Origin of the sequence: Bacillus sp. FSL R7-0672 (assembly GCF_038601465.1) — a bacterium.
Lineage (GTDB): Bacteria > Bacillota > Bacilli > Bacillales > Bacillaceae > Bacillus > Bacillus pumilus.
This window is the reverse complement of record NZ_CP152010.1, coordinates 1,266,228-1,281,108: the sequence shown is the minus strand read 5'-3', so window position 1 is coordinate 1,281,108 and position 14,881 is coordinate 1,266,228. Positions and strand designations below refer to the sequence as shown.

At 43.4% G+C, this 14,881-nt stretch carries 14 protein-coding genes; 2 read left to right on the top strand and 12 right to left on the bottom strand.

What is annotated here, in order from left to right; all coding sequences use genetic code 11:
• Nucleotides 1–12: 12 nt before the first annotated feature.
• The 6 genes from MKY18_RS06245 to proG all read right to left on the bottom strand — a co-directional run bounded on the left by MKY18_RS06245 (nt 13) and on the right by proG (nt 6,404).
• Nucleotides 13–1,635, bottom strand: coding sequence for a peptide ABC transporter substrate-binding protein (locus tag MKY18_RS06245; protein WP_126741788.1), 1,623 nt, complete (start codon nt 1,633–1,635; stop codon nt 13–15).
• Complete coding sequence (locus MKY18_RS06240; RefSeq protein ID WP_185107000.1) at nt 1,635–2,645, bottom strand: ABC transporter ATP-binding protein; 1,011 nt, start codon at nt 2,643–2,645, stop codon at nt 1,635–1,637. Before MKY18_RS06240 ends, MKY18_RS06245 begins: the two co-directional genes overlap by 1 nt.
• A 7-nt stretch (nt 2,646–2,652) precedes the next feature.
• A complete protein-coding gene (locus MKY18_RS06235) occupies nt 2,653–3,615 on the bottom strand; it encodes an ABC transporter permease (RefSeq protein ID WP_065097110.1) in 963 nt (320 codons plus the stop codon).
• Nucleotides 3,612–4,547, bottom strand: a complete 936-nt coding sequence (locus MKY18_RS06230) for an ABC transporter permease (protein WP_003211100.1) — start codon at nt 4,545–4,547, stop codon at nt 3,612–3,614. The genes MKY18_RS06235 and MKY18_RS06230 overlap by 4 nt, the downstream gene beginning before the upstream one ends.
• Before the next feature lie 18 nt (nt 4,548–4,565).
• Entirely contained in the window at nt 4,566–5,390 is an 825-nt protein-coding gene (locus MKY18_RS06225) for a M55 family metallopeptidase (protein WP_065097109.1), read from the bottom strand.
• Nucleotides 5,391–5,579: 189 nt separating this feature from the next.
• Nucleotides 5,580–6,404: a pyrroline-5-carboxylate reductase ProG gene (proG, locus tag MKY18_RS06220; protein ID WP_065097108.1), complete on the bottom strand. Its 825-nt coding sequence runs from the start codon at nt 6,402–6,404 to the stop codon at nt 5,580–5,582.
• A 168-nt stretch (nt 6,405–6,572) separates the two neighbouring features.
• Here proG and MKY18_RS06215 point away from each other — a divergent pair, with 168 nt between their 5' ends.
• Entirely contained in the window at nt 6,573–7,889 is a 1,317-nt protein-coding gene (locus MKY18_RS06215) for a trypsin-like peptidase domain-containing protein (protein WP_342497782.1), read from the top strand.
• 185 nt (nt 7,890–8,074) lie between these two features.
• On the opposite strand, the gene MKY18_RS06210 is transcribed toward MKY18_RS06215, so the two are convergent.
• Nucleotides 8,075–9,031, bottom strand: a complete 957-nt coding sequence (locus MKY18_RS06210) for a ring-cleaving dioxygenase (RefSeq protein WP_044138917.1) — start codon at nt 9,029–9,031, stop codon at nt 8,075–8,077.
• 318 nt (nt 9,032–9,349) lie between these two features.
• On the opposite strand from MKY18_RS06210, the gene MKY18_RS06205 reads away from it, so the two are divergent.
• Nucleotides 9,350–10,675, top strand: coding sequence for an amino acid permease (locus MKY18_RS06205; RefSeq protein WP_217012898.1), 1,326 nt, complete (start codon nt 9,350–9,352; stop codon nt 10,673–10,675).
• A 42-nt stretch (nt 10,676–10,717) separates the two neighbouring features.
• On the opposite strand, the gene MKY18_RS06200 is transcribed toward MKY18_RS06205, so the two are convergent.
• The 5 genes from MKY18_RS06200 to MKY18_RS06180 all read right to left on the bottom strand — a co-directional run bounded on the left by MKY18_RS06200 (nt 10,718) and on the right by MKY18_RS06180 (nt 14,881).
• Nucleotides 10,718–11,868, bottom strand: a protein-coding gene (locus MKY18_RS06200) for an IS3 family transposase (protein WP_106030396.1) whose coding sequence is annotated in 2 segments (ribosomal slippage) — nt 10,718–11,595 and nt 11,595–11,868 — 1,152 coding nt in all. Because the reading frame shifts where the segments join, the coding sequence is not laid out codon by codon here.
• 96 nt (nt 11,869–11,964) lie between these two features.
• Complete coding sequence (locus MKY18_RS06195; RefSeq protein WP_034619978.1) at nt 11,965–12,303, bottom strand: bh protein; 339 nt, start codon at nt 12,301–12,303, stop codon at nt 11,965–11,967.
• A gap of 63 nt (nt 12,304–12,366) precedes the next feature.
• Nucleotides 12,367–13,323, bottom strand: coding sequence for a sugar-binding transcriptional regulator (locus MKY18_RS06190; RefSeq protein ID WP_003211594.1), 957 nt, complete (start codon nt 13,321–13,323; stop codon nt 12,367–12,369).
• Between the two features lie 93 nt (nt 13,324–13,416).
• Nucleotides 13,417–14,202 (bottom strand): SDR family oxidoreductase, encoded by a 786-nt coding sequence (locus tag MKY18_RS06185; RefSeq protein ID WP_185108909.1) that lies wholly within the window; start codon nt 14,200–14,202, stop codon nt 13,417–13,419.
• Nucleotides 14,180–14,881 carry an SDR family NAD(P)-dependent oxidoreductase gene (locus MKY18_RS06180; RefSeq protein WP_221450811.1) on the bottom strand — a complete coding sequence of 234 codons (702 nt, stop codon included), beginning with the start codon at nt 14,879–14,881 and terminating at the stop codon, nt 14,180–14,182. Before MKY18_RS06180 ends, MKY18_RS06185 begins: the two co-directional genes overlap by 23 nt.

Here is a 14,881-nt window from a genome sequence, read left to right as displayed (position 1 = left end):
TTGATCCTAATATCACTCTCCATCTACTTGTGCCCATTTCAAATCGATATACCCAACAGGGTGACGGACAATCCCCTTCACACCTTCTTTTTGTAAATGAACTTGGTTATAAAAATGAATCGGAATGATCGGTGCTTCTTCAATAAGTAGTGCCTCTGCATCATGAAGGATGTTGTTTCTCTTTTGTTCGTCTGCTTCCTGGCTCGCCTTCTTGATCAGTTGGTCATAGGTATCGTTTGACCATCCTGTCCGGTTCATGGCATTCCCTGTTTGAAAGCTCTCTAAGAAATTGATCGGATCTGCATAGTCTGCTAAAAATGAACTTTGTGAGAATTGGAATTTCAGTGCCTTTTGATCTTCTGCAAATACATTGGCTTCCATGTTTGCAAGCTTCACATCTACACCTAGCGCTTCTTTCAGCTGCTGCTGGATGGCTTCAGCTTTTTTCTTGTTCTCAGGCTTTGTACTATATGTCAATGTGACGGCTGGCAGTTTTGAATAGTTCTCTTCTTTCAGCCCTTTTTCTAGTAGCTTCGCAGCTTCACTCTTATCATTCTTCACAAGATCACCGCCAGCTTTTCTGAAATCTTCACCCTTTGAATCAAGAATGCCTGGCGAGACGAAGGCACGTGCTGGCTTCTCTTCATTTTTCGTTACATAATCCACGATATCTTGCGGGTTGATCGCCATTTGAAAAGCTTTGCGGATGTTCTTATTTTGAAAAGGTTCCATGTTCACATTCAGACGATAAAAGAACAATCCAGCCTGGTCTTCAATTTGTACATCTTTATTTTTCAGCAGGTTTTCACTTTGCTCTGCTGGGACAAAGGCAGTATCTAAATCTCCTGATTGATACATTTGATAGTCTGTGTTTCGATCACTGATCATCAGCCACTTCACTTGATCCAGCTTGACTGTTTTTTTGTCCCAATACGTCTCACTTTTTTCCATTGTGAAGCTCTCATCATGCTTCCACTCTGTCAGCTTGAACGGTCCATTTCCGACAAAGGTTTTGGCGTCTTTTGCCCAGTTTGGGTCCTTCTTAGCTACCTGTTCATTGACAGGAAAAAAAGCAGGGTTTGCGGTCATATTTAAGAACGATTTCTGCGGATATGCCAGTGTGACCTTGAGCGTTTTGTCATTTACAGCGCTGACTTTCACGTCTTCTTTCTTTCCTTTTCCGCTGTTAAATGCCTCTCCGCCTTCAATCATGTAGGCTAGGAACGATGCAGATGAGCCTGTTTTCGGATCAAGCAGCCGCTTCCACGCATATTCAAAGTCACTCGCTTTCACTGGATCACCATTTGACCACTTGATGTCATCTCTTAAATGGAACGTGTACGTTTTTCCATCCTCTGAAATCTCCCATTTTTCAGCCATTGCAGGAGATGGTTCCTGCTTTTCATTTAGTCTTGTTAATCCCTCCATTAAGTTATTGAGTCCTTGCCACGATACATTATTAAAACCAATCGGCGGATCAAACGACGTCGGTTCATTTTCGTTATTTAAGGTTAATACTTTCTTTTCACCCTGATTGCTTGATGATCCTTTCCCTGCCTGCTCATTGGCTGTACATCCTGCGAGCAGCATGATCGTGAACAAACATATACTGATGATCCACCCTTTTTTTTTCATCAAAAACTCCCCCTTTGTGTTGAAGATAAAACCGTTTGATTCGCTCGCTTATCTTGGAGCCAGCAATGCACTGTGTGGGTAGGTGACCGCTGCGTTTCGTGCGGCATGATATGATCACATACCTTCATGGCGGACGGGCAGCGATCTGTATACGGACAGCCCTTTGGCGGAGCAAATAAATCAGGTGGGCTTCCTTCAATTGGAATGAGTTCATCTTTCATATCAAGTCTTGGAACGGATTGCAGAAGTCCTTTTGTATAAGGATGCTGCGGACTGTAAAAAATATCTCGCCTCGTTCCGACCTCCACCATTTTCCCTCCGTACATGACCGCCACTCGCTCTGCGACTTGGGCGACGACCCCTAAATCATGTGTGATTAAAATAATGGTGACACCTGTTTTTCTCTGAATCTCTTTAAACAGCTCTAATATTTGTGCCTGTATGGTCACATCCAGCGCTGTCGTTGGTTCATCAGCAATCAGCACTTTGGGCTCGCAAATCAGTGCCATGGCAATCATGAGCCGCTGCCTCATTCCCCCGCTGAACTGATGAGGGTATTGCTTTAGCCTTTCCTTCGGCTGCGGAATGCCGACCAAATCAAGCATTCGGATGGCGGCTTCTTTCACTTCTTTTTTCGTCAGCTTTTGGTGCTCCTTTGCCGCCTCCATGAGCTGATCGCCGATTGTCAAGGTTGGGTTCAGTGCGGTCATTGGATCTTGGAAGATCATCGAAATATCGACACCTCGTATGGCGCGCATTTCTTTTTCAGATAATGACAGCAAATTGCGGTCTTCAAACCAGATTTCTCCCTGATCAACATGAGCACTGTATGCTGGCAGCAGCCTCATAATGCTTTGTGAAGTCACACTTTTCCCGCAGCCTGATTCTCCCACAATGGCAAGGGTTTCTTTTTCATATACATCCACATTCACCCCGCGTACCGCTCGAACTGAGCCGCCATATGTCCGAAAGCTGACGTGCAGATCGATGATTTGTAGAACTTTTTTCAAAGCGCCATCACCTCTTCATCTTCGGATCAAGCGCATCTTGCAAGCCATCACCTAAATTGTTAAAGCAAAACATTGTGAGCGAAATAAAAAACGCAGGGAAAAATAAACGCCACCAATGTCCATTATCTGATAGCACTGTCGGCAGCGCATCATTTGCCATCACGCCCCAGCTTGCAAACGGTGCTTGAATGCCTAAACCAAGAAAGCTTAGGAACGCTTCTGCAAATATCGCGGTCGGCACAGTTAAGGTCATCTGAACGATAATCGGCCCCATCGTATTCGGCAGCAGGTTGCGGCGAATGATACGAAGGCTCTTTGCACCAAAGGTTTTTGAGGCAAGGACATATTCCTGGCTTTTCAGCTGAAGAACTTGACCTCTCACGATTCTTGCCATTCCAATCCATCCGGTGACAGTGAGCGCTACAATAATGGTGACAAGCCCTGGTCCCATCAGAACCATCAATAAAATGACAACAAGTAAATAAGGAAGTCCGTAGAGCACCTCGACGATTCGCATCATGACATGGTCATATCTCCCGCCCTTATAACCGGCAATCCCTCCATAGATCACCCCGATGGCAAAATCAATCAAGGCTGCCATGACGCCTACAAATAACGAAATACGCGCCCCGTACCATGTACGCGTGAACACATCTCGTCCAAGCTCATCCGTTCCGAACCAGTGAGCAGCGGATGGCGGCAGATTTTGCATCGAAAGACGCTGCTCTGTCACGCTATTAGGCGCAAGCAATGGGCCTAATAGTGCCATGATAAAAAGAAAAATCAATACCGATAGACTAAACATCGCAAGCTTATTTTGCTTCAGTCGTCTCCATGTGTCTGCCCAATACGAAAGAGAGGGTCTTTTAATGGCATGGGCCTCTGTGTTCTTTTGCTCTCTCGGAGAAAACCATTCGTCCGGCACTTCATGATGCGGATTCGGTTGATCCTGCTGCAAATGTATACTCATGCCTTTCCTCCTTTCTGATGCAGCTGAATCCTTGGATCAAGCAGGCGATACGCCACATCAACAATGAAAAGAAGTGTGATTAAAATGATGCTGTAAAAAACAGTGGTTCCCATGATGACAGGATAATCACGGTTGTTAATACTCTCGACAAAGTATTTTCCCATGCCAGGAATCGCAAATATTTTTTCAATGACAAAGCTTCCTGTTAAAATGCTTGCGACAAGCGTGCCAAGAATGGTCACAACAGGCAAAAGCGCATTTCGAAGCGCATGTTTGAACACAATTTTAAAGGGAGAAAGTCCTTTTGCTTTAGCAGTGCGAATATAGTCCTGAGACAGCACTTCAATCATGCTCGATCTTGTTAACCGGGCAATAATGGCCATCGGACTAACGGCAAGAGCAATGGTCGGTAGCACCATATGCATCGGACTTGTCCACATCGCTGTAGGAAAGAGCTTCAAATTCACAGCAAGCTGCTGAATTAATAAAGTAGCAAAGATAAAGTTTGGAATGGATATACCGAAAACAGCAATGGTCATGGCGATATAATCAATCAAGCCATTGTGCCGGAGGGCAGCCATGACCCCTAGCAGGATGCCGGAGATGACAGCAATCAATATTGAGATAAGACCAAGTTCTAATGAGACTGGGAAGCCTCTCGCCAATAGATCATTGACACTTTCAGAAGGCTTTTTAATGGAAGGACCAAAATCAAAGGTAACGATGGATTTTAAATAGATGACATATTGAACATACAGTGGTTCGTCTAAGTGATAGTAGCTTTCGAGGTTTCGCTGGACGGTTTCGTTTGTATTTCGTTCTTCATTGAAGGGCGATCCTGGGATGACCTTCATTAAAATAAACGTTAATGTCGTAATCGTTAAGATCGTGGCAATCATCGCAATAAAACGCTTGAGCAAAAAGCTGGTCATCTGCCGTCTCCCCCTCGCTTAACAAAATGTTGTACGTGCGGCAAGCTCTGTCATGACAAGCATCGCTTGGTAGGCTTCTAATATATTCTCTGCTTGATACGTCACCGTTGTTGTCCCTTCAATAATGGCAGTACCAGGCATTAAATTCGCCCATTCAGCTTGTCCATAATTGGCAAACTCAATCTTCAGCAGCGGCTGATCAGGAGGCGTCAGCGGCTTGATGTGATGAATCTGTTTCATTGCGGCTTCCACTTGCTGCAAGATTTGTTGGTTGACTTTGGCAGGAGTGAGACATTTCACAGCAGATCTTGAAATGGTCTCTTTCACTGCCACTGTTTTCACACCAGGCATCAGCTTTTCTGCTTCAAGTGCTGCTTGATCATCTCCGCAAACAAGAATCACTGGCACACCATAGTAGCCTGCAACATACGCATTAAAGCCCATTTCACCAATTGGATGATCATTTATGTAAAAATGTCGGACACCAAAAATCATACTGTGAGACATCACACCTTTCATAGACGCCCTCGCATGATAGCCTAAAAAAACAGCAGCATCATAGGTTTGATCTAACCCTTGAACCATTGAATAAGGCTTGACGTCACCAGATATAAGAGATGCTTCTTCATGCAATTCTTCAATCAACAAATTATTCATTTTAGAATGACTGTCATTGACCAAAATATCCGTTGCGCCATGCTGAAGAAGTGCCTCCACACAGGCATTCACTTCACCCGTCATGATCTTTCTGCCCCGTTCATAATTGTGCTGACGGGCATCGACAAATGTATGATCAGCTAGACCAGTAATCCCCTCCATATCGACAGATACATAGAGCTTCATCCCCATCCCCCTTTAATTAAACTTAAAATTTGTGTATATTTTTCTAAATTTTCTAAAAAATTATATGATTACTTGATTGATTTTTCAATACAATGTCTGAAAATAAGGAAATTAGACTCAGTTAATACAGGTCAATAGACTGAATGAGAAAGGATTTTTTTAACAAATAAAACACCACTAACTGTGTCTTTAGTGGTGTTTGTCCGCTTCGTTAATCTGTGATTTCAGTTGTTCATATTTCTTCATGGTTTGTGTAAATAGATCATCAAACATCTGAGGTGCCTGCTTTTGAATCACCTCGGCGCCTTCTCCTGTAATGCCCCCTTTTGTCGCCACCCTATCGACAGTTTCAGCAAAGGTGAGGCCTCGTTCTACAAGGACTTGACCTGTGCCTAAAAGGGCATACGTTAAAAATTCATACGCTTCCTCTAAGGAAAGCTCACTATTTCTCACAGCGGCTCTCGCCATTTCTTCAAAAAGAGCAGCGATAAAACCAGGAGATGAACTCGTCAAGTTACTCGCCGCATCAAGCCGGTCTTCCTCCACTTCACGTACGATGCTAAAAGCTGAAAGCAGACGATGCAAACGCGCCTTTTCTTCCTTTCCAGCAGTTTCGCCATGCACAACGAGGGATACGCCCGTTCCAACAGCTGACGTGAGCGTTGGGATGTATCTGGATACTGGTTGAGTCGAATGCTTTGATAACTTGTCTAACGTCACAGCCGCGGCTACTGATACAATATGGACCGATTTGGTTGCTGAAGGCAGTTGATCGAGTACATCAAGTACAGCAAGTGGCGGCACGCAGATAAAAAGTACATCACATGACGCAGAAAGTTCGTCTAATGAGCAGATGTTTATTTCTTGATGCTTGTCTTTGAGTTGAAGCAGGCGGTCCGTTTCACTTCTTGTGTGGATCATGATTTGATGGGCATTGAGTACTTCTTTTTCCAGCCATTTTTGCACCATCATATCAGCCATGCTTCCATATCCAATGATTCCAATTGTCTCCACAGTTTAATCTCCTCTATTTTGCTTAGATTCACTACTTATTTTAACAATTTCCCACAATGTTTTCATTTTTATCCCACACTTTTTTCTTACGATCAAGTCAGTATCCACCACAAAAGGTAAAACCCCTTAAACCCATTCATGAAAAAATGATGAAAGAGAGTGATTTGAATGACACATCACAAAAATGAACAACAACCTTCTCAAGAACTTCAAACAACGGAACAGCCACAAAAACAAAAGAAGAAGCCAAACGGATGGTTTAAGCCATTTGTCAGCGGTGTTTTAGGCGGTACGCTGGCGTTAGGTGTGTACGTCCTTTCGCCATATGCCCAGCACGCATCAGACAACACAGCACATAACTCAGCAGCAAAAACAGAAGCTGTATCGACAAATGATACAAGTGCCAATTCCTCAAAAACAACCGCCGTCCAAACATCACATTCATCAAACAGCATCACCAGCATGGTAGAAAATGTATCACCAGCCATTGTCGGCATTACAAACTACCAAGCGCAAAGTCAAACAGACACGAGCTTCGGCGATTTCAATACACCTTTTGATGAGTCACAGCAAAATAAAAGCAGTCAAGAGGAAAAAACAGGTACAGGCTCAGGAGTGATTTTCAAAAAATCCGGAAGTAAAGCCTATGTCTTAACAAACAACCACGTCATTGAAGGGGCAAATAAACTAACAATCTCCTTGCACGATGGCAAAACCGCCAAAGGTAAATTAGTCGGAGCTGACCCGCTGACTGATCTAGCAGTTGTAGAAATTAGCAGCAACCAAGTAACGAAGGTCGCGGCATTAGGCGATTCCTCCTCGCTGCGTGCTGGAGAAACCGTCATCGCGATCGGAAACCCGCTTGGTGAAGATCTATCAAGAACCGTGACCCAAGGAATTGTCAGCGGTGTCGATCGAACAGTCTCGATGAACACATCAGCAGGCGAAAGCAACATTAATGTGATTCAAACAGATGCAGCTATTAACCCAGGAAACAGCGGCGGCCCACTTCTTACGACAAATGGAAAGGTTGTTGGGATCACGAGTATGAAAATTTCTGAAACAGGTGTTGAAGGCATCGGATTCGCTCTTCCAATCAATGATGTCAAACCAATCGCCGATCAGCTTCTCGCAAAAGGAAAGATTGAGCGTCCATATATCGGCATCAGCATGCTGGATCTCGAACAAGTCCCGGACGTGTATCAGAAAGAAACACTCGGTCTCAAAAATAGTCAGCTTGATCAAGGCGTATACGTCAAAGAAATCGCCGCAGGCTCACCTGCCGCCAAAGCCGGCTTAAAGTCAGAGGATGTCATTACCGCCATCAATGGGAAGCAAATCAAAACCGGAAGTGAATTACGTCATGAGCTATACACGAATACAAAGATTGGAGACACCGTGAGCATCACACTCATTCAAAACGGAAAAGAAGAAACGAAGAAGGTGACATTAACACAAACTGAATCTAAGCAGGTAAGTTCCTAATACAAAAAGAAAAAGGGCTAAAATCATCTTGATTTTAGCCCTTTTTCTTCTTTTCAGCGTGATTGAAAACCTTTGAAGTCTAGGAAGGCCAGCTACTTTTGCGGAGCGAATTTGCAATTCGTGAGCACCAGCGCACAGGACTGACAAAGAATGCGAGGGTTTGTCTACACGCTGAGCTGCTTTTATTATGATGACTGAATTGGCGTTAATCTTTGTTCTATTTCTGCTCGTTTGTGCTCTAGAAATGGCGGAAGGGCTAATTGATCGCCAAGCTCATCTACTCCTTCGTCCACTGTAAACCCAGGACCGTCTGTTGAGATTTCAAATAAGATACCATTCGGTTCTCTAAAGTAAAGGGCTTTAAAGTAGAAACGTTCCACAACACCAGAATTCGTGAAGCCTGCTTTTGATATTTTGTCATACCATTTTTCCAGTTCCTCTGCATCTTCCACGCGAAAGGCTACGTGATGCACACTTCCTCTGCCGGAACGCTCAGAAGGCCCTTCCGTTTTTTCGATCACATGAATTTCTGTTCCAGCACCGCCATTTCCTGACTCAAAAATGGTCACGATCTCACCATCATTTGATTGTTCACGCGCTCTTTCGGTGAAGCCAAGGATGTCTGTTAAAACACGAATCGTTTTGTCCGCTTCTGCAACGGTTAATTCCACTGGCCCCAAGCCTCTAATGGCAAACTCTGCCGGAATATCATCATGCACTGGCGGTGAGCCTGCTTCTTGTGCGTTCGGTTCTACTGTTAAAAATAGCTGCTGTCCTTCTGGATCTTGAAAGCGCAAGGCAGGTCTGCCCCCTCTCAAGGAAGCCGTTTCTTGCTGCACGCCTGTCTCTTCAAAACGCTTTTCCCAAAATGAGAGTGCTTCTTCAGAAGAAACGAGAAGGCCTGTGCTTGTGATGGCGTTTGTTCCTTTCAAACGACGGGCGAGCATTGGAATTTCAAAGAATGTGAGCTCCGTTCCCGGTGAAGCGACCTCATCTCCATAAAATAAGTGATACATAGATGGGTCATCCTGATTGACCGTTTTCTTTACAAGTTTTAAGCCAAGAATCTGGCGGTAGAAATCAACATTTTTTTGAGCATTGGCTGTTAATGCAGATACGTGGTGAATTCCATTGATTTTCATTACGTTCACTCCTCTTTCAAAATATCTCGAATTCAAGATAATATCCTTATGAATAAAATAGGTCATTTTTCAAGAAAAGTCAACCATTTGGCTAGATGTTCGGTTTCTAACGATAAAATTAACATTAAATCAAAAATAATCTTTTATTGTTCGTTTTTAACGAAACATTTACCCTGATATCTCCAATAAACGAACACTTTTAAATACAAATACGAAAATCAGAAAATTTTTTTAATTCTTGTTTTCCTAAAATCGTATTACAATGAACAAAATACATGTCACAGTAACGTACGAAAGTGATGCAGGAGGTCGCGAGTAATGAACAAAGAACAACCAGCGTTAAAACAGGACATCGGCTTATTTTTCGCCCTATCTCTTGTCATCGGGACGATTATCGGGTCCGGCGTCTTTATGAAGCCAGGCAACGTCCTTTCCTATTCAGGAAGCTCAAATATCGCATTATTCGCTTGGCTGCTAGGCGGCATTTTAACCCTTGCAGGCGGACTCACTGTTGCTGAAATTGGTACACAAATCCCTCGGACTGGCGGATTGTATGCCTACCTTGAAGAAGTGTATGGTGAGTTTTGGGGCTATTTATGCGGCTGGGTGCAGATTATCATTTACGGACCTGCCATCATCGGTGCACTCGGTCTTTATTTTGGTTCATTGTTAGCCAATTTATTTTCTCTTTCTTCTTTATGGTCGACAACAATCGGCATTATCACTGTTTTATTTTTATGTTTGATTAACATCATGGGAACAAAATACGGCGGTTTTGTACAAGGACTGACCACCATCGGGAAGCTTGTCCCGATTGCCGCTATTATTGTGTTTGGCTTATGGAAAGGAAACGAAAATATTTTTATGGCTGTCAATGATAGCATCGCTCAAATGAACTTCGGTGCAGCGATCTTGGCTACGTTGTTTGCCTATGATGGCTGGATATTGCTTGCAGCACTTGGCGGTGAAATGAAAAACCCAGAGAAACTGCTTCCTCGTGCAATGGCAGGCGGGATTTTAATCGTCACGGCTTGCTATCTCTTTATTAATGTCGCTCTTTTGCACGTGTTACCAGCAGATCAAATTGTACAGCTTGGAGAAAATGCGACAAGTACTGCTGCGACAATGCTCTTTGGACCAATCGGCGGTAAGGTCATTAGTATCGGCATCATCATTAGTATCTTTGGCTGTTTGAACGGAAAGGTTCTTTCATTCCCACGTGTGATTTTCGCGATGGCAGAGCGAAAGCAAATTCCTTTCGCAAACGCGATCTCACGTATTCACCCTACATTTAAAACACCGTGGATTGCTGTATTTGTACAAATTTTGATCGCCATTGTGTTTATGGTCGTCAGCAATCCAGAAAAGCTGTCAGAGGTTTCGATCTTCATGATCTACATCTTTTATGTCATGGCCTTTTTCGCAGTCTTTAAACTGAGAAAACAAAACAAAGGAATGGAGCGTGCTTATAGCGTACCACTTTATCCGCTCACACCAATCGTTGCGATTATCGGTTCTTTATTCGTCTTAATCAGCACCATGATCACCGACTGGAAAAGCTGTCTCATCTCCATGCTGATCGGGATTGCTGGACTGCCTATTTATTATTATATGAAAAAAGCACACAAAAAAGCAGAGCGTTAATCGGAACTGACCCCCGTTTTTGAGACAGGGATCAAAACACCTTTATACAGCCAATTGCCGATAGTTTATCGGTGATTGGTTGTTTAGTTTCGTTTGAATACGAATGTTGTTATAATAATAAATGTATTCTTTGACAGTGCGTTCTACGATGCTGGTCGTAGTGCGGTCAATCCTGTTAAGATAGAACGTTTCAGACTTTAGTGAGGAATGAAACGATTCGATGGAGGCATTATCAGCGGGCGTCCCTTTACGGGACATGCTCATGGTAATGCCTTTTATATGAACAGCTTTCTGATACTCGTAAGATGTATACACAGAACCTTGATCGCTATGTAACACGCAATTCTCAGGCAGTGCTGGGAGCTGATTAAGTGTGTTTAAGATAAAGTCTGTGTCCTGCTTATCACCAATCGTAAAAGCAATCACTTCTCCATTATATAAATCCAATATACTGGAAAGGTACAATTGTTTCTGTCCATAAGGCAAATACGTGATGTCCGTTACTAGTTTTTCAAGAGGGCGATCAGACTGAAAGTTCCGATCCAGTATATTACCGGCCACGGCATAGGGCTGCCCATTCTTCTTACGCTTTTTCATTTTAACCCGGCATTGCCACTGGTTTTTCTGCATGATACGTTGAACAGTTTTATGGTTAATACGCATTCTCCTTTTTAGTATAGCTGTGATTTTTCGATAACCATATCGATATTTGTGCTTTCGGCACAACGTGCCGACCTGTTTCTCTAGTTGTCTTTTAGAATGATTCTGAGTCAGATCCTTTTTCCATCTATAATACGAAGTACGTAAGATGCCTAAATGGACACAGATGTCCTGTACCGTCATCGTTTTGCACAATTCTTCTACCAGTTTGATTGACGTTTCCTTATCAACTTCCTTTCCAATTCGTTGTACTTTTTTAAAACTTCATTCTGTTGACTCAAATAGCGATTTTCTGCCTGCAGTCTCTCTAATTCGGAAGAGTACTCGGGACCCTTTCCATAGGTATATTGTTTTCCAACAGGCTGTTCGAACCGGTGTGTATCCCCAGCCTTATGCCACCTCACCCATGTCTGAACCTGCGTCTTATTCTTGATATTCAATTTCTGCATGATCTCTTTCATAGGTACGCCTGCCAATCTCATTTCTACAGCCTTCTGTTTGACTTCAACCGGATAACTCACTCTTGTCCCCATAGAAAAAACACCTCCATGTTTTATTTCGGATCACAACGATCCATTTTCAAACTTGAAGGTGTTTTTTATTTGTCTCATCTTATGGGGTCAGTTCCATCAGCTCTGCTTTTTTTTATATTGCTTAATCACTTTGTATGATTCGTTTAAATATCTCATGAGCCGGTATGGCTTACTAAGCACGCGGATTGGGAGTCTTGAGATAAATCCATTCAAATTCGCCTTGTATTCCTGCGTCATCCGCTTAGGCTTTGTCGCAATTTTTTCGTATACTTCTTTGTAAAATTCCTTCATGATGTCGACTTTCACACTGATCTTCTGATGACACTCTGTACACTCAACGCTTTTCATCTGATCATTCACATAAACGATGCTGTGGAGGGTCTCTTCTTGGCACCGAGTACAATGTAGGTTTGCTTCCATTTCGGTTTTCTTCAAGATACACAGCTCCTTTCTCGTTTGATGTTGCTCTTTTTATACAATTCGATGGCTGTTAGCCGTTTATTGGACGGAAGCTTCCTTTAATATGGCTGCGGCCGTTAGTTCGTCTGTCACCAGCACTTGAATAAAGCCGCCATTTAAAGCCCCTAAAATACTTTCAGCTTTATGGGTTCCTTCTACAACAGCGATGACCGTTTTGACGCTCTTTAACTGCTCCAGTGATAAACCAATGACCTTTTGATTCAATTCATCTTGGACAGGCTTGCCTTGACCGTCAAAGAAACGAAAGCCAATATCACCAACAGCCCCTGATTGCCTTAAACCAGATAAATCCTCTTCTTTTAAGTAACCAACTGTTTTTAACGTTGAACCTTTATGCGGGTTGCCAATACCGATGAGGGCAATGTCTACATTTTTACCTTCTTCAAGCACAGCTTCTATATCCTGCATTGCCATAAGCCGCTCTTTTAATTCTTCTGTTTCTAAAATCGCCGGGGCATATAAATAGGAACACGTGCCATTCATTTTCTTTGCCAGCTCATATGCCAGCTGATTGGCATGAATGTCGACTGCCTGCCTGCCCATTCCGCCCTCTAATGGAATGACCTTCACATCGTTTCTTCGCTCGAACGGGTATTCCTTTACAAGCGCAGCCAGTGTAGTTCCCCATGAAATACCGATTTTCTCCGCGTCTTTCATGTTTTTAGATAAATAATAGGCGCCTGCTTGACCGACTGCCCGTTTCACCATCTCAGACATTGTCCCGACGCTTGGGACAACGACAGCATCTGTTAATTGAAAAGTTGTTTCTAGCTGCTTTTCCAGTTCCACCGTATGAATACTTTCGTCTTTAATGTACACCTCAACGATTCCCACATCTTTTGCTTTTTGTAAGAGCTTTGAAATGACTGGTCTTGAGACATTGAGCTTTTTTGCAATTTCCTGCTGCGTCCACCCGTCTGTATAATAAAGATGAGCAACTTTGACGAGCTGTCGTCTTTCTTCCCAATTCAGCATGTGACATCATCCTTTTAATATACTATGATTCCCAGTATACCAAACATTCGTTTCTAATTGGCACAATTGTTATGAAAATGACAAAAAGAGCGATTACCTCTCCGCTCTTTTTCCCTCCGTATATTTTGGCTGATACGTTCTCCCGCCGTCTAACAGGATAATTTGTCCGTGTAAATAGCTTCCCTCGTCACTTGTAAGAAATAAAGTGAGTCCTGCGATATCGTCTGGTCTTCCTAATCTCCCGACAGGAATGAGCGATTGCAGCTGCCTTTTCTCCACCTCAGTAGGATAGAGCGTATCAAGCATTTGAGATTCAATCACGCGGGGTGCAATCACATTGATACGCACATGGTGTGCCCCCAATTCCTTTACAAGCGAACGCATCAGGCCAAAAGCACCTGCTTTTGAGGCGTAATACTGAATTCCACCGCCTGAGCCAGTGATAGCAGATCCTGATCCAATCACGACAATGCTTCCTTCTTGCCGCTCACATATATAAGGTGCTGACGCTTTGATGCAATAGTAAAGACCATACAAGTTCACAGCCAGTGTCTTTTTCCAAAGTGAAAAATCGACTTCTAAAAAAGGAAGTGATTTTGTCATCCCTGCTGAATACACAAGATGAGCAATGCCGCCTAGCTCCCTTTCAGCTGCTGAGATCATCTGCTGAACACTTTCCCACGATGAAACGTCAGCTTGAAATGTCAGCAGCTCAGAGTGATGTTTTTTTAAAAGCGAAAGTCCTTGTTCATCTATATCAGACACAGCCACTCTGTGCCCTTCTTTTAAAAAACGCTCGGCAATTTCCTTTCCAATCCCTTGGGCACCGCCAACGATGAGAACTGGTTTTAGATCATTAGCCAGCACTCTCACCCCCATCAAGCATAATCGCTGCACCATCTGTAAATGCGCCATATGATGTACTTAAAAAGACCGTCATATGGGCCACAGACTCCTTGATTTGCTCTGCATCAGGAATCAAATGGAGAGGCGGCGGCAATAAAGCGAGCACCCGAATTCCTTTGTCTTTAAATTCTCGCGCCAGCCCTTTTGTCATGGCATTCAGCATAGAATTTGATGTCGCATGTGAAATTCCGCCATCACCAGTAATACTGCCTGATGACGATATATTAATAATGCAGCCTTTTTTCTGGTCAACCATGTGCCATACGGCAGCTTGACTGGAAAGAAAGACAGTATTCACAGCTGTTTCCACTTCGTCCATCCACTCATTAGGGTGAGCGGTATCAAGCTCCGCTTCAGCTCCTTGCGCTGCTTGATTGACCAAAATATCCAGTTTCCCGCATGTATCGATCACTTGCCTCAGCATACGCGTGGCATCACGTGGCGTTTCTAGCGGGTTCATGATGATACTCGCCTGACCGCCCATTTTTTGAATGTCTTTACAAATGGTTCTAGCCTTTGATTCATCATGAAATGTGTGTAAAAAAACATGTGCACCTGCCTGGGCTAAAGCTAGGCAGATGGCTTCTCCAAATCCATCTGTGCTACCTGTCACAAGTGCCGCTTTCTGATGAAGCTGGACGTGCACATGCAT

Bases quoted from the DNA above. Each gene is read 5' to 3' on its own strand.
- MKY18_RS06245 (WP_126741788.1), bottom strand. From the start codon at position 1,635: ATGAAAAAAAAAGGGTGGATCATCAGTATATGTTTGTTCACGATCATG.
- MKY18_RS06235 (WP_065097110.1), bottom strand. From the start codon at position 3,615: ATGAGTATACATTTGCAGCAGGATCAACCGAATCCGCATCATGAAGTG.
- MKY18_RS06230 (WP_003211100.1), bottom strand. From the start codon at position 4,547: ATGACCAGCTTTTTGCTCAAGCGTTTTATTGCGATGATTGCCACGATC.
- MKY18_RS06225 (WP_065097109.1), bottom strand. From the start codon at position 5,390: ATGAAGCTCTATGTATCTGTCGATATGGAGGGGATTACTGGTCTAGCT.
- MKY18_RS06215 (WP_342497782.1), top strand. From the start codon at position 6,573: ATGACACATCACAAAAATGAACAACAACCTTCTCAAGAACTTCAAACA.
- MKY18_RS06210 (WP_044138917.1), bottom strand. From the start codon at position 9,031: ATGAAAATCAATGGAATTCACCACGTATCTGCATTAACAGCCAATGCT.
- MKY18_RS06205 (WP_217012898.1), top strand. From the start codon at position 9,350: ATGAACAAAGAACAACCAGCGTTAAAACAGGACATCGGCTTATTTTTC.
- MKY18_RS06190 (WP_003211594.1), bottom strand. From the start codon at position 13,323: ATGCTGAATTGGGAAGAAAGACGACAGCTCGTCAAAGTTGCTCATCTT.
- MKY18_RS06185 (WP_185108909.1), bottom strand. From the start codon at position 14,202: ATGGGGGTGAGAGTGCTGGCTAATGATCTAAAACCAGTTCTCATCGTT.
- MKY18_RS06180 (WP_221450811.1), bottom strand. From the start codon at position 14,881: ATGCATGTGCACGTCCAGCTTCATCAGAAAGCGGCACTTGTGACAGGT.